Genomic DNA, 19953 nt, shown 5'->3' with positions numbered 1-19953 from the left:
CAGGAAACGGGTATGTGTTTATTAATTCTTCATATAATTATAAATCTTATGCAAAAGTAATAAAGACTGATTGCATTGTTCCTTAACAAATTGCGGTATTAATTGTACTTTTCACGGATACTGCGCTGAAACATGGCAGGTGTGTGCCCGGTATGTTTCTTGAAAAAGCGGTTAAAATAGGCGTCATCCTCGAAGTGCAATTGATAGGCAATCTCCTTTACAGACAGCTCTCCCCAGAACAGCAGCCGCTTGGCTTCCATGATCCTTTTCTCATCGATCACCTGTTTGGCTGTCTTCCCTACGGCAGATTTGATGGTATCGTTCAGATGCCCGGGCGTAACGTGCATCATGTCTGCATAATGGGCCACCTGTGTCTTATCCCGGAAGTGCTGGTCTGACAGTTCATTGAACTGGCGCACCATCCGGTTCTGGGCCGTATCCACCAGCTGCATATAAGCCACATTGTGTTGCGGCAGGCGCGCGCAGGACATGATCAAAGCGTTGAGCAGGTTACGGATAATGCTTTCGCGCAGCGGCCGCACATTACCATGTTCTTTCAGTATCAGCCCCGCAAAATTCATCAGCTCCTGCATCTGGGCTGCCTTTACCGGTATTGCTCTTTTATAGAACACGCAGGCCCAGCAGGTAAGCATTCCCTGTGACTCTGCCAGCAGGAACTCCTTATCGAAATGAATAAACACAGATTCATAAGGCGTTTGCTGTTCTTCATGCTGATGCACCTGGTCGGGCGCAAGCAGCACCACTGCGGGCGCCGTGATAGTATATTTTTCGAAGTCTATATACTGCGTGAACTGGCCAGACAACAACAAGGTGATGGTAAATCCTGTATGACGATGGGGATGCATACTTGCTCCCATCGAATTCGCATTCCGCCCAATGGTAAAACCTTCTATCGCATCTGCATCCTTCTTCGCGAATTCACTGATGTTGTATACGGGTATTAACACATTGTTCTTCATCTCATACGGTTTTTGTGGTTTGTAATGCAGGTGGATCTTTTAAAGGCGGCCTCACCAACGATTTCGATTCGATTCGGATAACAAGTACAGAATACACTCACATAGTACCGCAAATCTAAACCATCCTTCCAGCATTTTTTAGAAATTATTTACTAGATAAGTATTTAGCTAGCTAAGCATATCAGGTCAGGTTTTTCAACACCTGCATCATCAACCGCTTTAACAGTACCCTTTCTTCGGTGGACATATTGGCTACTGTTTCTTTTTCCAGTTCTTCCCACATTTTTTCAGTGATGCTTTCAACCGCCTTCTTCCCCTTTTCGGTTAGGAATACCCTGACGGAGCGCTGATCCGCCATACACCGTTCCTTTTTCACGAAGCCGTTCTTTTCCAGCCGCTCTACGGTCCGGGTGACCGTCACAGCAGACACGCACATACCACAGGTCAGTTCGTTGAGGGTAATGCCCTCCTGCTGATGGATCTGTTGCAGCAACAGCTCCTGGCCGGCGTGCAGATCGAGCGTTGCCAACAGCTCATTCGCCCTGTTGCGGTGGGCTTTGCTGATCCGGGAGATCAGGTAGCTCACCGTTTCGGACACCGGTATCTTATTCATCCGTGCGTTTTTATCTTTTATTATATCCGGATGGACACAATTGACCCCATCCCCACAATCCGGGGATAAAAGTAGAAACAATTAGCTAGCTAAACAAGTTTTTTTTGGAAAATTCCTTAGTTGGCCGTTTCCTTAGGCCTTTCTTTCACTACTACAAGGTCAGCTAATTTGACGTTCATAGGCAGGTTACCTATTTTAACAATGGCTCTTTTATCACGTATCTCCAGGAGCTTACCTACCTGGTTATTACTAAGGATCTTTACCTGGTCGCCTACTTTGGCCTCGCCGCCCACTTCCTGGAACTTATCGTTCACCTTCTTCTCCAGCTTCTCGTTGATCTGCTTTTCGCGTTTGCGGAAAAGCAGGGCTTCGGCCTGTTTCATCACCTTCTGCTTATCATCGGTACGTTTCCATTCGATCAGGATCTGCTTCATTTTGCGCTCCATATCCTTCAGATACTGCAGCTCGTCTTCCCGGATCTTATTCTGCAGCTTCAGCAGCTGGTACTGCTGTTGCTTGCGCTCCTTGTCGGTTAAGATCTCGTATTCCTTTTTCAGGCGTTCGTTCTCCTTAATAAGCTTCTGCACCTCTTTCTCTTTCTGCTCGATCTTCTGCATGTCCTGCTCTGCTTTGTTCAGCAGCTTATCCAGGCGGAAATGGCCTTCGTCTACCAGCTTGCGGGCACGGTTGATCAATGCCGGATCCAGTCCGATACGCTGCGCAATGGAGAAGGTGTAAGAGCTACCGGGTTTACCCACCATGAGCTTGTACATCGGCAGCAGGTTCTCTTCGTCAAAACCCATAGCGCCGTTGATGATGCCCTTTACCTTGTTGGCCATTACCTTGAGGTTGAGGTAATGGGTGGTAACAATACCAAAGGCATGTTTCCTGGCCAGCTCCTCCATGATCACCTCTGCAAAGGCGCCGCCCAGGTTGGGATCGGAACCGCTCCCCAGTTCGTCTATAAAGAACAGGGTTTTGCCGTTGGCCGTTTCCATGAAGTATTTCATATTCTTCAGGTGGGAACTGTAGGTGCTCAGCTCAAACTCGAGCGACTGCGTATCGCCGATATGGATCATCAGCTGGCGGAAAATGCCCAGCTGTGACGTAGGATGTACCGGTACCAGCAGTCCCGCCTGCAGCATCAATTGTATAAGGCCGGCTGTTTTCAGGGTAACGGTCTTACCCCCGGCATTAGGGCCGGAGATCACCAGGATGTGATGATCTTTATTTAAGGTCAGGTTGACCGGTATAGTGGGCTTGTTGTTCCTGCGGTTATACAGGAGCAGCAGCGGATGGTAAGCATCTACCAGGTGCAGCTGGGAATGCGGCGTGATCATGGGATAGTTGCCATCCATATCCAGCGCAAGGCGCGCCTTGGCCCGGATGAAATCATACAATCCCAGTATATCATGATAGCCGCCCAGCAAAGGTGCAAACTGGCTCAGATCTGAGGTGAGCGTTTTCAGGATGCGGTACACTTCCTTCTGCTCCTCCCTTTCAAGAGAGAACACCTCGTTATTGATCTCAATGGTTTCTTCCGGCTCGATGAAGGCGGTTTTGCGGGTATCTGACTCGCCATGCAGGATGCCTTTCACCATGCGTTTATGCTCGGCAAAAATGGCCACTACGCGGCGGGTGTTCAGGAAAGCTTCTTCTATATCCGCCAGGTAGCCCTGCTTATTGAGCTTCTGGAGAATGCGGTCAAATACGCGGCGCAGCTCTGTGCGTTTGCGGAACAGCTGCATACGGATCTTGGCCAGCTCGGGGGTGGCGTTATCACGTACCTGCCCAGATTCATCCAGCACCTCGTCTATCAGTACCGTAATCTTTTTTTCGTAGTGGGTGTGGGCGATCACTTCGTGAAGGCCGGCATATTGTACGCGGCGGTCGCTGTCGAAGAAGCGGAAAATAGCGTGCGTGCTTTCTGCCAGGCGGCGGACCTGCATGAACTGATCTTCTTTCAGGACCGCGCCCTGTATGCTGAGAAGACGCAGCTCACTCTTCAAGTTCAGTACTGCGTCGTTAGGAAAATGTTCTTGTAATAAAACCAGCTGTTTGTACTCATGCGCCTGTTGCAAAGCGGTACGAACGTAATCAATATGGGTATGCAGGCGGAGCTCTTCTGCCATCTGCTTGCCCAGCTCCGTTTTGCAATGCTCCTGTAATAATGCCTGAATCTTGTCAAACTCCAGCTGCACTAAGGCCGAATCGGGAAAATATTTCATGCGTTGTTATATCGTCAAACGTAAAAGAATGTTAAAGTTACTTAACTTGTCAATCCAAAGCATCTCTATTATCGTAATTTGCATATACGGCAATAAACGATCATATGTTAAAATATTCATTATTAAGTTGTTTGATGGCTGTGGCCGTCAGCGCCTGTGCCCAGAACAACCACTCAAACACGGACAAAGTACCCGATGATATGGAAGTGACGAACAACAACCTGCAAAAGGCCACTTTTGGTGGCGGCTGCTTCTGGTGTACGGAAGCACAGTTCCAGTACCTGGACGGTGTGGTGAAAGTAGAATCCGGCTACTCCGGCGGCGCTGTAGCCAACCCTTCTTATGAAGCCGTTTGCACGGGCACTACCGGTCACGCAGAAGTGATACAGGTAACCTACGATACCACAAAGATAACTTACGACGAGCTGCTGGAGGCATTCTGGCAAAGCCATGATCCCACCCAGCTGAACCGCCAGGGTAATGATATCGGTACACAGTACCGCTCTGTTATCTTCTATCATAATGAAGATCAGCACAAAAAGGCGGAGTACTACAAGCAGAAACTGCAGGAATCCGGTGCATTCGACAAACCAATTGTGACGGAGATCTCTCCCTTAAAGAACTTCTATGTGGCGGAGAACTATCACCAGGACTATTATAACCAGAACGGTTCGCAGTCTTACTGCTACTATGTGATACGGCCGAAGCTGGAAAAGTTCAAGAAAGTGTTTAAAGCAAAGCTAAAGCACGAATAAAAAACGTTTGAGGTTTGAAGTTTGAGGTTTGAAGTTCGTGGGAGGTTAGAGGTCCAGATCAAGTGGCCGGTTGAAGGGCAACTTATCCTGAACATCAAACTTCAAACTTCAAACCTCAAACTTCAAACCTTAAACTTCAAACCCTATACGTTTTTTCCCTTTATCTTTTGCCGGTGCGCCTTTCCCCAGCGGATCATCTCCAGGATGATATGGCCGAATGACTTACAGTACTCCGTAGACCTGTATTCCACCTTCATCGGCGAATCTTCATCTTCCACCCTTTGTACCAGCCCGTTCAGTTCCATCTGCTTCAATTCCCTGGACAACATGCGGGTAGTAATGCCCGGGATGCTGCGCTCAATATCGCGGAACCGCGTAGCTCCATTACAGATAGCATTGATAATCGGCAGTTTCCACTTCCCTCCTATTACATAGATCGTGTCCTGTAAAGCCTGCACCTCTTCTGCCTGGTTCCTCGGGTTAGAGAGGATAGAATGCGCACTTTTCATGTTGGTATCATCCGTTATACTGGTTACAAAGTTATACCAAATCAGGCATACCTTCGCTACCGGAAAAAAATAAACAGACCATGAAACAGACAGTATTCATTACAGGCACCAGCTCAGGCTTAGGAAAAACCGCCGCTAAATATTTTGCAGCACTGGGATGGAATGTGGCAGCCACCATGCGTACCCCGGAAAAAGAAACAGAGCTGACCCAATATGATAACATCCGCCTCTTCAAACTCGACGTGACCGACCTGCAGCAGGTGCAGGATGCCAGCAGCCAGGCCATCGCAGCCTTCGGGAAGATAGACGTGGTGATCAACAATGCAGGCATGGGTACCTACGGGCCACTGGAACTGGCCAAAGAAGCAGATATCGACTGGCAGTTTGCCGTAAACGCACGTGGGCCTATTAACGTTATCCGCGCATTTTTGCCGCATTTCAGGGCCAATGGCGGTGGTATGTTCATCAATGTCAGCTCTTTTATGGGGATCACAACGGCAGTACCACAGGGATCGCTGTATAACATGTCAAAATTTGCACTGGAAGGCCTGACAGAAGGCCTGTACTATGAGCTGAAGCCCTTAAACATAGCGCTCCGGCTGATTGAGCCCGGCGGCTCCAGCGGTAACAATTTTCAACAGAATATGCGCTTTAGCGAGCAGCAGGATATCACCGCCTATGATGAACAGATCGCAAAACTCAAACACCTTTTTGCGAATGCCGACCAGCACATAACGGAAACTACCGAAGATATTGCGCAGGTCTTGGCAGACCTGGCCACCGGGAAAAGCAACCGCTTCCGCACCGTCATTGGTCCGGCAGGCAATCACCTGATGGCTATGCGGAACTCCATGCCGATAGAGGAATACCTGGAAAAGGCAGGCGCTCTCTTTGCCTAAGCTGCCAGCTAAACAACTGTACCGGAAACGCACAATACTGTACCGGAAGCGGACATTCAGCAAAATCCAAGTACCTGATAATGAGCCTGAAATAAAATGGCATACTTATTTGACAGGATCAGTACTTTTAGTCTACCGCTATGCTGAAGAACTATTTCAAAGTTGCCCTGCGCAACCTGTGGAAGCACAAATTATTTACATTGATCAATGTAGTAGGCCTGGGTATGGCCATGGCCTTCTGCCTGTTGATCCTGATACAGGTGCAGAGCAGCTTTGAAAAAGACCGTTTTCACCCCTACCCTGACCGTACCTACCGTATTATCGCTGACGTTACCAATAAGGATGATAAAACCTTTGCCCTGGCCACTGTTGCCCTGCCCCTGGCAGAAAAGCTGCGGAACAGCGAAAGCGGCATTGAACGGGTAGCGCGCGTGATAAGGGACTTTAACGGAACATTGAGCAACAGCAAAAAATCATTACCGGTTAGCGGTTTATATGTAGATCCCGACTACTTCAGCATATTTGGGTTCCCGCTGGAAAAAGGGCGGCCCGCCCTTGCACCCTATACCGTGGTGCTCACGCATGAAACAGCAGAACGATATTTCGGCGCAGAAGATCCGGTAGGCAAAACATTAACCCAACGGGAATTAGGCACCTTTACGATTAGCGGCGTGTTTGCTCCATTGAAAGGCAAAAAGACCCACCTGGAATCTGACCTGGTGGTGTCTATGTCTACTTATCCGCTGCTGCACCCCGGGGTTGCCCAGGACGACTGGCTGAACTACAGCGCAGGCACCTATGTGCTGCTGAGTGAGCATACCCGGCCTGAGGCGCTGGACAGGGCGCTGGCCAATGCTGCCAGGGCCAGCAGGCCATACGCTGACCAGAAGGCAGTTAAAGCGTATGCGTTCCGTAAACAACTGGTAAGCCGGATCTCTCCTTCATTTGAGACCATCTACAATAACCCTTATGTAGAGCCTTTTTTCAAAGTACTGGTCAATATCATTATGGCGATAGTGATCGTGTCACTGGCAGGGTTCAACTATGTTAACCTCACGCTTACGCACTCGCTGGGCAGGGCCCGTGAAGTGGGGGTAAGAAAAGTGACTGGCGCAAGGCGCGGGCAACTGGTGATGCAGTTCCTGCTCGAGACGGCGATCATTTCATTGCTGGCATTGGGCGTGGGTTACCTGGGGCTCTTATGCATGCAAACGTTCATCCATGCGGGCTGGCTTACATGGGAAGTACAGCACACCCGGCTGTTGTGGGTATTCTTTGTCGTATTTGCCCTGCTGACCGGTTTAGTAGCAGGCATACTGCCGGCCCGTATCCTGTCTGCCTATAAGCCCATACAAATACTCAGGGGCACGCTGATGCCCGCCAGCTTTGGCAAAATAGGGATCCGGAAAACACTGATCGTGATCCAGTTCGTGGTGTCGCTGGTGTTCATGATCTTCACGGCCACCATGTACAGCCAGTTCAGGTATATGGCAACCGATAATGAAAACTATAACCGCAAAAATATCCTGAACATTGAACTGGCCCCCAATAGTAACTACCGGTTACTGGTAAACGAAATGGCGCGTGAAGCAGGTGTGCAACGCATAGGCATGGCCTCTGCCGCACTCAATCAGGCCGCCGCCAGGATCAAGATCAGCAGCTACGAACAACAGAAAGCAGGGATCGGTTTGCATGATGCGTTCAGATATTCAACAGATGCAAACTTTATCGACAACATGCAGCTGCACTTTGTTGCAGGCGGCAATCTTCCGCCGCTGAGCAGGGATAGCGGCAAAGGCCAATTCGCCGTGATCAACGAGAAAGCCGTGCAAGCACTTGGACTGGGTAATGCGAAGGCCGCCATCGGCAAAACTATTTTAGTGGACAGCAGTGAAATGCTGGTAACAGGAGTAGTAAAGAATTTTAGCTTTATGCAGTACGAATTGCCGGTATCTCCGCTGGTGCTGGACTACGAGCCCCAGGCCTTCCGTCTGCTTTCTTTACAGGTGCAGCCAGGCGTACAGCAAGAAGCCCTGAGCAATGCGCTGGAGCGGATCTGGAAGCGTTTTTACCCTTACGAGCCTTTTAAATATGCCTGGTATGAACAACAGCTCTACGAAAATTACCTCGCAAATGAAGACCTGAAATTATTCTGCACGCTGGTAGCTGTTGTATTTGTGATCGCTGCACTGGGCCTGCTGGGTGTAGTAACTTACAACACCGAAAAACGTACAAAGGAAGTAGGCGTGCGGAAAGTAATGGGCGCCAGCGTGGCGCAGGTCATGGGCCTTTTGTCGTGGAGCTTCTTAAAGCTGATCCTCATCGCAGCTGCCATTGCCATGCCGCTGGGCGCTTTCCTGGGCTCACTGTTCCTGAATATCTTCACGTATCATCCCAGCCTGGGCGCCTGGATCTTCCTGCTGAGCGCCGGCAGCCTGTTCATCACAGGGGTGCTTACCGTCGGCATTCAGACGTACCGCGCTGCCATGGCCAATCCTGCAAAAATACTGCGGGCAGAATAGGGAGCAGCAGATATGCAGCGCGATACAGTTCTCAAAAAAACATCACGCGTTACAACACCTTAAAAATCACCCGCTAAAATCAAGATAAGAACGGGAAAATGCCTATATTATAGCGCGAAACAAGCTGTTACCACCACGTTAAAACTGATCTACTATGCTTGAGCAGTCAACAACCACTGAGAGCATCAACAGCGCTATTGAGGAAAAGACCGTCGAGATCTGTCTACGTAAAGGCCTATTGCATGGCATCAGGTATTATTGGGATCAAAAGCATCAGCAAACCGGCATCAGGTACTCCCTGCGCCTTGCAAAGGCAAATGTGGAAGCATTACTGGCTTCCAGGGGACTGATAGACGCCGTCAGGAAACCACGCACCCAGGGCTGGGTGATCATCGCCATTATACTGTTAAGTATAGCGGTAGCCATTTATCTTTATACGAGGAACCACTAGCGCGGTGCCTTACAACACCGTATCCTATCCGATCTTTACAGAGGTCATGGTCAGCGACCCCATCACCACTTTATCATTGAAGAAAAGCGGCTGATCATTCTTTTCCTGTAACGCCAGCGTATACAGCAGCGGATAATAATGGTCCGGTGTTGGAACGGCCAGCTTAGCCGATTTACCTAGCTTTTCATAATCGATCAATGCAGGGTGATTACCATCGCTGATATGCTTTTTAAAGAGCGTGTTCATCTCGATAGACCAGTCGTATCCGTATTCCGGCTGATCTGCCTTGTCCCACGCCACCATCCTGAGATTATGCACCATGTTACCGCTGCCGATGATCAGCACGCCTTTTCTGCGAAGGGCAGCCAGTTCCTTCGCCAGCTCGTAATGATATTGCGGCGGCTGATGATAGTCTATGCTCAGCTGGAGCACGGGTATATTGGCATTGGGATACATGTGGCGGATGATGGTCCAGGCGCCATGATCCAGGCCCCAATCGTGATCCAGGCCAACGTTTGTTGAAGTGATCAGTTGCTGTGTGGCCTTTGCCAGTTCCGGGGAGCCGGGCGCCGGGTACTGTACATCGTACAATGCCTTGGGAAACCCACCGAAATCATGGATGGTCTTGGGCTGCTCCATCGCTGTAATATGGGTGCCACGGGTCAGCCAGTGGGCAGATACCACCAGTACGGCGGCGGGGGTCGGGATCTCCCTGCCCATCTGCGCCCAGCGGCGGCTGAATTCGTTATCCTCAATGCCATTCATGGGAGAACCATGGCCGATGAATAATACCGGCATCTTGTGGCCCTGTTCGTTCAGCCCCTCGGTAAAATTCCTGAACGATTGTAATGATATCATAGCTGTTACTCCTGTAAGATTTTTTATGAAGTCTTTCCGGTTCAATGCTGTACCTTTAAGTTACTTTTCGTAACTCAAAATTAAATAGTAACCGGCTAATCCCCAAGAGGGCACACCATCACAACCAAGGCACATGGCAGTAACTAAAACTGATAATCAATATCTTGACATAGAGGAGCGGGTCAATAAAATCTTCTCTCCTGATCGTGGGTCTATGCAGTTTTGCCCCGTGAAGGATATATTGGGGCACTTTGCAGACAAATGGTCAATATTTACGATCCTCGCATTAGGCAAGCGGGAGAAGCTACGCTTCAATGAACTGAAGGAAATGGTGGAAGGCATATCTCAACGGATGCTCACCGTCACCTTACGCTCGCTGGAAGAGAACGGGCTGGTGGAAAGAAAGATGTACCAGGAGATCCCGCCCCGGGTAGAGTATTGGTTAACGCCCCTGGGCAGAAGTTTGCTGGAAAAGATATTAGAACTGGCTACCTGGTCCAGTATGAACATGGATGCGATAGTAGCCGCCAGGAAACAATTTGCGAAAAAGAAATGAGTTATTAGTCGTTAGTCGTAAGTCATTAGTCGTTAGTTGTCAGTTGTCAGTTGTCAGTCGTAAGTCATTAGTCATTAGTCGTTAGTCGTAAGTCATTAGTCGTTAGTAGATGGCAATGGGTGTTAAAGAGTAACCACTAACGACTGACAACTGACAACTGACAACTAACGACTAACGACTGACAACTGACAACTAACGACTAACAACTAACCACAGCCTCCCCCATGCTGCTGATTCCGGAAGCAACTGCATGGGAGAGGCTTTGTTATCCCTCCTAATTGTCTTTAGCGGCAAAATCAAGATATTTCTGAACGATACCGGCGATCTGCTGCAGATTAAAAGGCTTGAGCATGTATTCGCTCGCGCCTGCCTCCAGCAGGGGGGCATTGCCTGAAAGATCTTTATCTCCTGTCATGGCAATAAGCGGCGTGTCTTTCAGTAAGGCGCGCAGGGACTGCATTGTTTCAACACCATTCTGATCGGGCAGGTGCACATCCATAAACACCAGGTCAGGTTTTAACAGCCTGGCCAGGCGCAGCGCCTCTGCCGCATGTGTCACTACCGCGATCTGCCGCAGGCCTACTTCATGGAGGTAGTTACAGATCAGGCGCTGGCTCAGCGGGTTGTCTTCCACTACCAGTACTTTACGCCCGCTGTGGATAACGGGGATATGTTCAGGCCGTTTCAGCACCAGTGGCTGCGCCGGCTGTTCATTGCCCGCTTTCATGGGTAAGCGCAGCCATACCATGAACTGGTCTTTGATACACGCTGCCTTGATCGTTCCTCCCAGCATATCCACATATTTGCGCGTGATGGTCAGCCCCAGGCCTGTGTTGCTTTCAGGATGGCCCAGGGTATAAAAGGGCTCGAAGATATTTTGCAGCTGTTCATTGCTGATGGCCGGAGCCTTATTAATAAAGACCATGGTCCATTCATGGCTGCCTTCAAAGCAGTCTATACGGATACGGTTACCCGAGGGACTAAACTTAATCGCATTGTGCAGCAGGTTGCAAACGATCTGCCGTAGCAGCATGATATCCATCTCTATAAAGGCGGGAAAGCTTTGCGCCATATTGCACTGGATCCTCAGCTGCTTTTCAGCCGCCTGATAGTGGTAGGCGCCGATCACTTTCTCCAGCCACGGCCTGATATGCAGCGCTTCCCAATGCGGTTGCCAGGCGCCTTCCGGTTTAGTCAGCTGTAAACCGGCGTCCAGGAAATGTATCATATTACGGGAGGCTTCGCGGATGTTGCGCGCCAGGCGAATGGCCCGCTCCGGTAGCTGAGTCCCCTCCGTCCATTTAGAAAGCAGGGCGCTGTTGCCTGCAATAACGTGGATGCCATTACGTAGTTCATGAAAGGCTTCACGCAGGCACGCCTTTTGTTCAAGACAAGTCTTTTCAATAGCTTCGTGCCGGCGGTTCAGCTCGAGTTGTTCCTGTTCAAGGGTGCGGATAGTTTGCAATAGCAGGTTCCTGCTGCCCAGTTGCCTGAGAAGTTTTAGCATACGATATGGGTTGGTTTAAAAAGTGAATAATGGGATCAATTCATTCGTAAATAGTACTCCAGTTTTTCGTTGTTCGTTTCAATTAAAAGATACGTGGGTAACATGTTACAATCCGGTTATTATACTTTGAAAGCCGCTTTCAATTTGATTTAGCAAATGTAAGTAGCTGTTTTATAAAAAAAGTTGATCTAAATCAACAAATTTGCATTTTGACCATTTTTTTTGAGAATTTTGTACTTTACCACGATGCAACCGAATACTTTTCTGCTGTACGGCGCTTATGGATATACAGGCGAGCTGATTGCCCGCTATGCAACACAATATGGCCTGCAGCCCATCCTGGCCGGCAGGCGGGAAGCAGCTTTAGCGCCGCTGGCTGCCAAACTGAACCTTCCCTATAAAGTAATCGACCTCAATGATGCTCCCGGCCTGGAAGCCGCCCTGCGGGAAGTAAAGATCGTAGTGCATGCAGCAGGGCCTTATGATTTTACGGCCAGACAGATGGTAGACGCATGTTTGCGTACCGGCACCCATTATATTGACCTCAATGGCGACCCGGATATCTTCGAGCAATTGCATAAACGGGACGAGGCAGCAAAAGCAGCCAATATCATGCTGCTGCCTGGCGCCGGTTTTGATGTGGTGCCTACGGACTGCCTTGCACAATTCCTTAAAAAAGCCCTGCCAGACGCGCTGGAACTGAAGCTGGCATTTGCGATACTGGGCAGTGGCCTCTCCCACGGCACTGCTGTAAACTCTATACAAAAAATGGGATTGCCCAGCATGGTGCGGGTAAAGGGCAAGCTGGTACCGGAGCCTTTGGGTAAGCGCGGCATGCAGGTAGACTTTGGCGTAAAAAAGCTGTTTGTGATGAGCCTTCCCTGGGGCGATGTGGCAACGGCCTGGTACAGTACGGGCATTCCTAACATACAATCCTATACGCATGTACCGGTAGCCGCCTGGCAGCTGCTGAAGGCCCAGAACATGTTCAACTGGCTATTGCGTAAACCTGCAGTCCGCAACTTCGTGAAACGGCAGATAGACCGGCGTGCGCCCGGCCCTGATGACAATACCCGTAACCAGGCGGTGAGCCTTATCTGGGGACAGGTAACCAATGCCAAAGGACAGCAGGTGACAGCCCGCATGCGTACCCCCGAAGCCTATGATGTTACGGCTTATACGGTGCTGCTGATCACGCAAAAAGTATTGGCGGGCAATTTTAAGACCGGGTACCACACCCCTTCCACCGCATATGGAGAAAACCTGATAATGGAGATCCCCGGCGTGCACCGGGAGCTGGTGTAAGGCCGCATTATTGCACTTACATCCCCGGATAAAGTAACGATATAGTAACGATATAGTAACGATATAGTATCTCTTATAAGAGTTACTATATCGATATATGACCGGTATATAATTGACATGAAATATATCCATGCTTTTGCTATCTTCACTACCTACCCTTTTGATACAAAGCAACCGGTCTAAGCATCATCCATTTTAAAACCACGTAAAACAGTAACACATGACACTTATTTCCCGCAGAGACGTCTTAAAGACGCTGGCCCTTGGCGGCGGCGCTATTATGCTTTCTCCTGGTTCCCTCTTATCTGCTGCCCGGCCACGGAAAGATCGCCTGGGAGTTGCCCTGGTAGGGCTGGGTTATTACAGTACCGATTTGCTGGCCCCTGCCCTGCAGCAAACCAAACACTGTTACCTGGCCGGGATCGTGACCGGCACGCCCTCCAAAGCAGAGGCCTGGAAAAAGAAGTACAACATCCCTGACAAAAATATCTATAATTACCAGAACTTCGACCAGATCGCCAACAACCCGGACATTGACGTAGTATATGTAGTACTGCCGCCCTCTATGCATAAAGAATACAGCGTACGGGCAGCCAATGCAGGCAAGCACGTATGGTGCGAAAAACCAATGGCCATGACCGCCCGGGAATGCCAGGAAATGATAGATGCCTGCCGCAAGAACAAAAGATCGCTCGCCATAGGCTACAGGCTGCATCATGAGCCGAATACGCAGGAATACCGCCGAATTGTCAGCAAGCATTTGCTGGGCAAGGTAAAGCAGGTAGACTGCGCCGCCGGGTACCGCGATAACCGTACTAACCACTGGAAGCAGCAAAAGGCCATGGGTGGCGGCGTGCTCTATGATATGGGCGTATACGCCATACAAGGTGCAAGACTGGGCAGCGGCATGGAGCCGGTAGCCATCGTATCTGCCAAGACCTCTACCACCCGGCCCGAGATCTACAAGAATGGATTGGATGAAACCACGGTGGCCACCCTTGAATTTCCCGGAGGCGTGCTGGCCAATATCAAAACCAGCTTTGGAGAGAACGTTAATTTCATGGACATTACCTGTGAAAAAGGCGTGATCAAACTGGCCCCCTACTCTGCCTATAACGGCGTAAAAGGAAGCAGTCCGCTGGGCGAGATCAACCACCCCTACGAAGTACCTTTCCAGCAGGCCAAGCAGATGGACGACAATTCCCTGTCCATTATGGAAGGCAAGCCCATGCTGGTGCCTGGCGAGGAAGGACTGAGAGACATCCGCATTGTAGAGGCGATCTATAAATGCGCGGCCAGCGGACAACGGGTAAACCTATAAATGCTTTTTCCGGAAATATAAATAAAGGGGAATTCCCAGCGCGGTGATCAGCAGTCCCAACAGGGAGTTGATCACCGCTGTTTTTCCGGCTGCATACAGGCTGATATCATTCCAGATGGTGCTGATCACATAAAAGGCTGCAAAGGCAATAAACAGCAAGGGCACTGCCGGATAGCCCCATGTTTTATACGGCCGTGGATGATCCGGCAGCTTACGCCGCAAGACAAGGAGGCCCACAGCGCCCAGCAGGTAAGCCACCCAGGCCACAAAGGTGAACATATCCGCCAGCATGTCGAAAGAGCCGCTAAAGATAAGAATGGAAGACCAGATGCCGTGCAGCCAGAGGGCATTACCGGGCGTCTGAAAACGCGGATGCGCTTTGCCCGTCCAGCGAAAGAAAAGGCCATCATTGCCCATGGCATAGGTAACCCTTGATATGGCCATGGTATTGCCGTTCACCGCGCCAAAAGTACAGATCACGATCAAAGCGGCCACAATGGCGCTGCCCGTACCGCCCAGGGCTACTGCAATGGCATCTGCGGCCACCAGCTGAGCGCCCGCCATGGCATCTATCGGCAGGGCATAGAGATAAGCCTGGTTGACCAGGAGGTATACGGCAATACAAATGAAAAGTCCGGTAACCAGACTGCGTGGAATAGTGCGCTGCGGCGACCTGATCTCCCCGGCGATAAAGGTCACATTGATCCATCCGTCGTAGGCCATGAATGCCCCTGTAAGGGCAGTAATGATCCCTCCCAGCAGGCTCCACCCTTCTTTGGCATTGGCGCCGGGCGTAATGAAATGCGCAGCGTTACCCTGGCCCGAGTAAAAGATACCGATGACCAGTATAGCGATCACCGCCACCTTAACAAAAGTAGACAGCACCTGTAAAGTGCTGCTGGCCTTTAAGCTCAGGTAATTGAGAAAGGTAAGGCCCAGCACCAGCAGGATAGCAAGGGCTTTTACACCCAGCTGCTGCAGGGGATAAAGATTGCCCAGGTAAGGAATGTGTATTACCCAGGACTGTTCTGCGGCCGCAGGCAGGCGTGGCAGGTGCAGAAAATAATCCGCATACTGGGCGCAAACGAAAGAGATCGCTGAAACAGAGGCCGAGTTAATCACCGCAAAGGCTGCCCAGCCATACAGGAAGGCCACAAAATCGCCGAACATAAAACGGAAGTACACATAGATCCCGCCTGTCTCCGGCAGCATGGCCCCTATCTCTGCAAAGATCAAAGCGCCGAAGAGGGAGAAGAGCCCGGCAATGACCCATACAAGGGCCAGCCATATGGGCCAGCCCACCTGTAAGGCCATGGTGGCCGGCTTCATAAAGATACCGGAGCCGATAATGCTGCCTATAACCACGCAGGTAGCGGCACGAAAACCGATGGTATGGCGTAGCGTTGGGGTGGCAGGCATTGTTAATGTGTTGCTTCCATGAACGATGATATGATGCGGTGAAAATGATGCGTGCCCTGTTCTCTTGTTACGGAATATCGTCCGTGTTGGTAAAAGCGGGAACGTACGCCCTGCTGTACGGCTTCTACTACGGCTTCATCTTCCAGCTCTACCGTGTCAAGATCAGCGCCGGCGCCTTTGTGCAACAGGTGATCTTTCCAGACGTAGGTAAGGAAAGACACTTTGCATTGGTGGATAGATACCGGCTTGACAATGTTGATGCTTAAACCCCAGGGGTAGAAATTAAACATCATGTTGGGGAAAACGAAGAAATAATAGGCCGCTACTTTCCTGCCATCATCCGGCGAGGAAGGCGGCGGATCAAAGCAGTCCTCTTCGTCTTTAGCGATACCAAGCTGCAGGTTGGAATACTTAAAAAGCTCCGTAGTGTAATTACCGAAATCTATCACGGCATTGAGGCCCGCATGTACGAAGGGAATATGAAAGCCTTCGAGGTAGTTTTCACAGTAGAGCGCCCAGTGGGCGTTGACGTGATAGTCGCGCGAAAGATCCGGACGAAAGCGGAACTCATCCAGGGGCAGCCATCCTACACGATCAATCATATCCTGCAGGTACGGCGTGTAGCTGGAACCGGGGGCCGGCGATGCGAAAAGCAGCGGGCCCCATTGAAAGAGGGGCAGTGATACCAGGTTGTCATCCCCGGAGGGAAAGTCTTTTACTTCCTTAAACTCGGGCATGGAATGAAAACCGCCATCCAGGCCGAACATACGCCCATGGTAACGGCAGCGCAGGTGGTTCAGCGTGCAGGGCTCGTGCACTACAATGGTGCCGCGGTGCGTGCATACGTTACTGAGACAGCGGATGCGCTGATCTTTATCTTTAGTAAGCAGCAGCGGCTCATCGAGATAGTTTTCCAGGAGGGTGAAAGGATGGCACTGACCTGGCGCCTCTACCTGGGCAGCATCCCCGATCAACTGCCACGAGGGAACGAAGATCTTTTCCTTTGCCGATTCGTATATAGCCGGGTCTGTGTAGAAAGCGGTGTGAAGGGTTTTGGCACGGCTGATATCCGGATCGACAGAGAAACGTGGCATAAAGAGCGCTTTTACTGAAGATAAGGATTATCTGTGGATCTTCCTTTCTTAAGCCCATAAGGGAAGACGTGATTTCATAATAAGAGGAAGATCTGGTATAAGGAATGCTTTAAGATACCAAATCTTCCTGATGTTTTACATGTATATCACATCACGTACTTCTACATTGCCGCCCCTTGTCAGGATAGGGCATTGGCGGGCTATTTCGGAAGCTTCGTCCAGCGACTCAGCGGCTACGATGATAAAACCGCACACGCATTCCTTGCTTTCCGTATAGGGGCCGTCTATTACCACACTGTTCGGTTTGATCTGCCGGCCCTTAGAGCTGAGGCGGTTGCCTTTGTGCGTAAGCTGTTTCTTTTCAGCCAGGCCATCGAGCCATACTTCCCATTTCCTTTCAATTACGCCCATTTCTTCGGGTGTGGGCATTCCCTTAGCGGGATCGTGTCTGAAGATCAGCATGAAATCCTTCATAAATAAGTAGTTTTTAGGCGTTAAAAACCTAATGACGGGTAAGTGTTCATCAGTAGGACAAATCAAGCATAAAATTTTTAAAATTTAACCGCTATACGGATAATTTAAAACCAGGGTGATTAGGAAAAAAGGAAGGCAAGGGCCATATTTGGGATAGATCCTGCTTATCCCTCCAGCCTTAAAGATACGTTTTCCATCATGTAAGGGTTTATTTTCATAAGGGTTACTTTTGATCAAATAACAAATAGGAGTACGTTTACGAGGCGACCGTTATTGAGCGGTCGCTATCCTTATTTGGCTCCCGCGACTTAAAACTGGCACGCAATTTTGTTGTGTTTGTATAAACAGCATGATTGTGGCTGGCACTACACAAAATATCAGCGCAGGCATTCTCCGTAAGGCTCCCAAGAGCCCGTTTCCAGATACTTTTATTCCCATGCTGGCCACCCTGGCCGATAAACCTTTTGACCATGCCGGATGGCTGTACGAGATCAAATGGGACGGCTACCGGGCCCTGGCATTCATGAACAAGCGCTCCACGGAATTAAGATCCAGGAATAACAAATCTTTCAATGAGCAATTCTACCCGGTATACGATGCGGTAAAGGCATGGAAGCTGCAGGCGGTGCTGGACGGGGAGATTGCGGTGATCAATGCTTCCGGGCAATCCGACTTCAGCCAGCTGCAGCAATGGCGGAGCGAGGCGGATGGCAGCCTGGTCTATTATGTGTTTGACATCCTCTGGCTGAACGGCCACGACCTCAGCGGGCTGCCCTTATCAACACGCCGGGCCATCCTGGAAGAGCAGATGCGTACCGTACCGGGAGACATTATACGCCTCAGCGAGAGCTTTGATGCCACAGGCACGGAATTCTTCGATATCGCCAAACAAATGGGACTGGAAGGCATTATTGCCAAGCGGGCCGATAGCCTGTATTATCCCGGCGAGCGCAGCAGGGACTGGCTCAAGATCAAGACCAGCAACCGCCAGGAAGTAGTGATAGGCGGCTATACGAAGAACGAAGGCTCCAGTAAACCTTTCAGCTCGCTGCTGGTAGGCGTTTTCGACAAGGGCAAACTGCAGTATACCGGCAAGATCGGCACCGGTTTTAATACTCAGCTGCAAAAACAGCTGCTGCAAAAGTTCAAGGCACTGGAAGTGAAGAAATCGCCATTTACCATTGTGCCGGATGTTAACAAGCCTTCACGGTTCAGGCCCAATCCGCCCAAGGCGGAGGCTATATGGGTAAAGCCGCAGCTGGTATGCGAAGTGAGCTATCGCGAGATGACCAGCGATGGCGTGATGCGGCATCCTTCTTTTGAAGGCATGCGGGAAGATAAAGGCGCAAAAGAAGTGACGCATGAAAAAAAGGTGCCGGTGAAAGAGGTAATCGGCGGCGGACAGCTGGCTACCGGTAAAAAGATATTAAAGCCGGAAAAACCATCATCCCGTAAAACCTTTTTGAATCCTTCTGAGGAAACGCAGGTAAGAGAGATCGGCGGCCATGCACTGAAATTCACGAACCTGAGCAAGGTGTTCTGGCCAAAGGAAAAGATCAGCAAACGGGATATGCTGAACTACTATTACCAGGTGGCGCCGTATATGCTGCCCTATATGAAAGACCGGCCACAATCGCTGAATCGTCATCCCAACGGCATTAACGGGAAGAGCTTTTACCAGAAGGATGTGACAGGCAAGGTGCCGGACTGGATCGAGCTTTTTCCCTATCACAGCGATGCGGATAACAGGGATAAAAACTTCCTGGTATGCAGCAATGAAGCCAGTCTGCTCTACATCGCCTCCCTGGGAGCTATCGAAATGAATCCCTGGAGCAGCCGGATACAACAACCGGATAACCCCGACTGGTGCATGATAGACCTGGACCCCGATAAAAATACTTTTGAACAGGTGATACAGGCTGCGCAGGTCACCAAACAGGTACTGGATGCTGCCGATGTACCTTCCTGCTGTAAAACATCAGGATCTACCGGACTCCATATCTACATTCCGCTGGGCGCAAAATATACGTATGAACAGTCAAAAGAATTTGCCCGCCTGATCGTGAAGCTGGTGCATAAAGAGCTCCCCGGCTTTACCACCATCGAGCGCAAGACCGCTAACCGGCAAAGAAAGATGTACCTCGACTTTTTACAGAACCGGCCGCAGGCAACGATCGCAGCCCCCTACTCTCTCCGTCCGAAACCTGGCGCTACCGTATCGATGCCGTTGCATTGGGAGGAGGTAAAGAAAGGCCTGCAAATGAAAGATTTCCACCTTAAAAATGCGATAGCGCGCATTACCCGGGAAGGCGATCTTTTTAAGCCTGTATTGGGTAAAGGCATCAACATGCAAAAGGCATTAAAAAAGCTGGAAAGCTTCTATTTTTAAATTTCTCTCCGCATATTTGTATACGCCTTAACCCAATTTAACGACCGGTAAATAATCTAACTGTGGCATAGCC

17 protein-coding genes are annotated in these 19953 nt (G+C 50.1%); 8 read left to right on the top strand and 9 right to left on the bottom strand.

Annotated elements, in window-relative coordinates:
• Positions 1-98: 98 nt before the first annotated feature.
• The 3 genes from ACR9Y8_RS26830 to ACR9Y8_RS26820 all read right to left on the bottom strand — a co-directional run bounded on the left by ACR9Y8_RS26830 (position 99) and on the right by ACR9Y8_RS26820 (position 3821).
• The gene (locus ACR9Y8_RS26830; RefSeq protein WP_481216376.1) at positions 99-980 is read right to left on the bottom strand and encodes a helix-turn-helix domain-containing protein; all 882 of its coding nucleotides are present in this window, start codon (positions 978-980) and stop codon (positions 99-101) included.
• A gap of 181 nt (positions 981-1161) precedes the next feature.
• A complete protein-coding gene (locus tag ACR9Y8_RS26825) occupies positions 1162-1593 on the bottom strand; it encodes a MarR family winged helix-turn-helix transcriptional regulator (protein WP_481216375.1) in 432 nt (143 codons plus the stop codon).
• A 116-nt stretch (positions 1594-1709) separates the two neighbouring features.
• Positions 1710-3821, bottom strand: a complete 2112-nt coding sequence (locus tag ACR9Y8_RS26820) for an endonuclease MutS2 (protein WP_481216374.1) — start codon at positions 3819-3821, stop codon at positions 1710-1712.
• Positions 3822-3955: 134 nt separating this feature from the next.
• Between ACR9Y8_RS26820 and msrA the strand changes: the two genes are divergently transcribed.
• Complete coding sequence (gene msrA / locus ACR9Y8_RS26815) at positions 3956-4576, top strand: peptide-methionine (S)-S-oxide reductase MsrA (RefSeq protein ID WP_481216373.1); 621 nt, start codon at positions 3956-3958, stop codon at positions 4574-4576.
• Between the two features lie 143 nt (positions 4577-4719).
• Here the strand turns inward: msrA and ACR9Y8_RS26810 are convergent, their stop codons facing one another.
• Positions 4720-5085 carry a winged helix-turn-helix transcriptional regulator gene (locus ACR9Y8_RS26810; protein ID WP_481216372.1) on the bottom strand — a complete coding sequence of 122 codons (366 nt, stop codon included), beginning with the start codon at positions 5083-5085 and terminating at the stop codon, positions 4720-4722.
• An 80-nt stretch (positions 5086-5165) separates the two neighbouring features.
• Here ACR9Y8_RS26810 and ACR9Y8_RS26805 point away from each other — a divergent pair, with 80 nt between their 5' ends.
• The 3 genes from ACR9Y8_RS26805 (at position 5166) to ACR9Y8_RS26795 (ending at position 8957) form a co-directional block, all read left to right on the top strand.
• Entirely contained in the window at positions 5166-5984 is an 819-nt protein-coding gene (locus tag ACR9Y8_RS26805) for an SDR family oxidoreductase (RefSeq protein WP_481216371.1), read from the top strand.
• 140 nt (positions 5985-6124) lie between these two features.
• Positions 6125-8506, top strand: a complete 2382-nt coding sequence (locus tag ACR9Y8_RS26800; protein ID WP_481216370.1) for an ABC transporter permease — start codon at positions 6125-6127, stop codon at positions 8504-8506.
• Between the two features lie 154 nt (positions 8507-8660).
• Complete coding sequence (locus ACR9Y8_RS26795; protein ID WP_481216369.1) at positions 8661-8957, top strand: hypothetical protein; 297 nt, start codon at positions 8661-8663, stop codon at positions 8955-8957.
• Between the two features lie 24 nt (positions 8958-8981).
• Here the strand turns inward: ACR9Y8_RS26795 and ygiD are convergent, their stop codons facing one another.
• Positions 8982-9815 (bottom strand): 4,5-DOPA-extradiol-dioxygenase, encoded by an 834-nt coding sequence (gene ygiD / locus ACR9Y8_RS26790; RefSeq protein ID WP_481216368.1) that lies wholly within the window; start codon positions 9813-9815, stop codon positions 8982-8984.
• 133 nt (positions 9816-9948) lie between these two features.
• On the opposite strand from ygiD, the gene ACR9Y8_RS26785 reads away from it, so the two are divergent.
• On the top strand, positions 9949-10371 hold the full coding sequence (locus ACR9Y8_RS26785) for a winged helix-turn-helix transcriptional regulator (protein ID WP_481216367.1): 423 nt from the start codon (positions 9949-9951) through the stop codon (positions 10369-10371).
• 274 nt (positions 10372-10645) lie between these two features.
• Here ACR9Y8_RS26785 and ACR9Y8_RS26780 read toward each other — a convergent pair whose 3' ends face one another.
• Complete coding sequence (locus ACR9Y8_RS26780) at positions 10646-11878, bottom strand: hybrid sensor histidine kinase/response regulator (RefSeq protein WP_481216366.1); 1233 nt, start codon at positions 11876-11878, stop codon at positions 10646-10648.
• Between the two features lie 246 nt (positions 11879-12124).
• Between ACR9Y8_RS26780 and ACR9Y8_RS26775 the strand changes: the two genes are divergently transcribed.
• Both ACR9Y8_RS26775 and ACR9Y8_RS26770 read left to right on the top strand, forming a co-directional pair.
• Entirely contained in the window at positions 12125-13183 is a 1059-nt protein-coding gene (locus ACR9Y8_RS26775) for a saccharopine dehydrogenase family protein (RefSeq protein WP_481216365.1), read from the top strand.
• A gap of 220 nt (positions 13184-13403) precedes the next feature.
• Complete coding sequence (locus tag ACR9Y8_RS26770; RefSeq protein ID WP_481216364.1) at positions 13404-14504, top strand: Gfo/Idh/MocA family protein; 1101 nt, start codon at positions 13404-13406, stop codon at positions 14502-14504.
• On the opposite strand, the gene ACR9Y8_RS26765 is transcribed toward ACR9Y8_RS26770, so the two are convergent.
• From ACR9Y8_RS26765 to ACR9Y8_RS26755, 3 genes are all read right to left on the bottom strand, one after another.
• Positions 14499-15923 (bottom strand): APC family permease, encoded by a 1425-nt coding sequence (locus ACR9Y8_RS26765; protein WP_481216363.1) that lies wholly within the window; start codon positions 15921-15923, stop codon positions 14499-14501. The genes ACR9Y8_RS26770 and ACR9Y8_RS26765 overlap by 6 nt on opposite strands.
• A gap of 2 nt (positions 15924-15925) precedes the next feature.
• Positions 15926-17017: an aromatic ring-hydroxylating oxygenase subunit alpha gene (locus ACR9Y8_RS26760; protein WP_481216362.1), complete on the bottom strand. Its 1092-nt coding sequence runs from the start codon at positions 17015-17017 to the stop codon at positions 15926-15928.
• Positions 17018-17152: 135 nt separating this feature from the next.
• Complete coding sequence (locus ACR9Y8_RS26755) at positions 17153-17491, bottom strand: YciI family protein (RefSeq protein ID WP_481216361.1); 339 nt, start codon at positions 17489-17491, stop codon at positions 17153-17155.
• Positions 17492-17846: 355 nt separating this feature from the next.
• On the opposite strand from ACR9Y8_RS26755, the gene ligD reads away from it, so the two are divergent.
• On the top strand, positions 17847-19880 hold the full coding sequence (gene ligD, locus ACR9Y8_RS26750) for a DNA ligase D (protein ID WP_481216360.1): 2034 nt from the start codon (positions 17847-17849) through the stop codon (positions 19878-19880).
• Positions 19881-19953 lie beyond the last annotated feature (73 nt).

It is taken from the genome of Chitinophaga sp. SVR4-12A, assembly GCF_056754765.1.
Note: the sequence above shows the minus strand (reverse complement) of the source record. Positions and strands in the feature narration are given on the sequence as shown.

What these genes read in the sequence shown, in the direction of transcription:
- ACR9Y8_RS26805 (WP_481216371.1), top strand. Translation starts at nt 5,166, where the DNA reads ATGAAACAGACAGTATTCATTACAGGCACCAGCTCAGGCTTAGGAAAA.
- ACR9Y8_RS26780 (WP_481216366.1), bottom strand. Translation starts at nt 11,878, where the DNA reads ATGCTAAAACTTCTCAGGCAACTGGGCAGCAGGAACCTGCTATTGCAA.
- msrA (WP_481216373.1), top strand. Translation starts at nt 3,956, where the DNA reads ATGGCTGTGGCCGTCAGCGCCTGTGCCCAGAACAACCACTCAAACACG.
- ygiD (WP_481216368.1), bottom strand. Translation starts at nt 9,815, where the DNA reads ATGATATCATTACAATCGTTCAGGAATTTTACCGAGGGGCTGAACGAA.
- ACR9Y8_RS26770 (WP_481216364.1), top strand. Translation starts at nt 13,404, where the DNA reads ATGACACTTATTTCCCGCAGAGACGTCTTAAAGACGCTGGCCCTTGGC.
- ACR9Y8_RS26760 (WP_481216362.1), bottom strand. Translation starts at nt 17,017, where the DNA reads ATGCCACGTTTCTCTGTCGATCCGGATATCAGCCGTGCCAAAACCCTT.
- ACR9Y8_RS26820 (WP_481216374.1), bottom strand. Translation starts at nt 3,821, where the DNA reads ATGAAATATTTTCCCGATTCGGCCTTAGTGCAGCTGGAGTTTGACAAG.
- ACR9Y8_RS26775 (WP_481216365.1), top strand. Translation starts at nt 12,125, where the DNA reads ATGCAACCGAATACTTTTCTGCTGTACGGCGCTTATGGATATACAGGC.
- ACR9Y8_RS26810 (WP_481216372.1), bottom strand. Translation starts at nt 5,085, where the DNA reads ATGAAAAGTGCGCATTCTATCCTCTCTAACCCGAGGAACCAGGCAGAA.
- ACR9Y8_RS26795 (WP_481216369.1), top strand. Translation starts at nt 8,661, where the DNA reads ATGCTTGAGCAGTCAACAACCACTGAGAGCATCAACAGCGCTATTGAG.
- ACR9Y8_RS26765 (WP_481216363.1), bottom strand. Translation starts at nt 15,923, where the DNA reads ATGCCTGCCACCCCAACGCTACGCCATACCATCGGTTTTCGTGCCGCT.
- ACR9Y8_RS26785 (WP_481216367.1), top strand. Translation starts at nt 9,949, where the DNA reads ATGGCAGTAACTAAAACTGATAATCAATATCTTGACATAGAGGAGCGG.
- ACR9Y8_RS26825 (WP_481216375.1), bottom strand. Translation starts at nt 1,593, where the DNA reads ATGAATAAGATACCGGTGTCCGAAACGGTGAGCTACCTGATCTCCCGG.
- ACR9Y8_RS26800 (WP_481216370.1), top strand. Translation starts at nt 6,125, where the DNA reads ATGCTGAAGAACTATTTCAAAGTTGCCCTGCGCAACCTGTGGAAGCAC.
- ACR9Y8_RS26830 (WP_481216376.1), bottom strand. Translation starts at nt 980, where the DNA reads ATGAAGAACAATGTGTTAATACCCGTATACAACATCAGTGAATTCGCG.
- ACR9Y8_RS26755 (WP_481216361.1), bottom strand. Translation starts at nt 17,491, where the DNA reads ATGAAGGATTTCATGCTGATCTTCAGACACGATCCCGCTAAGGGAATG.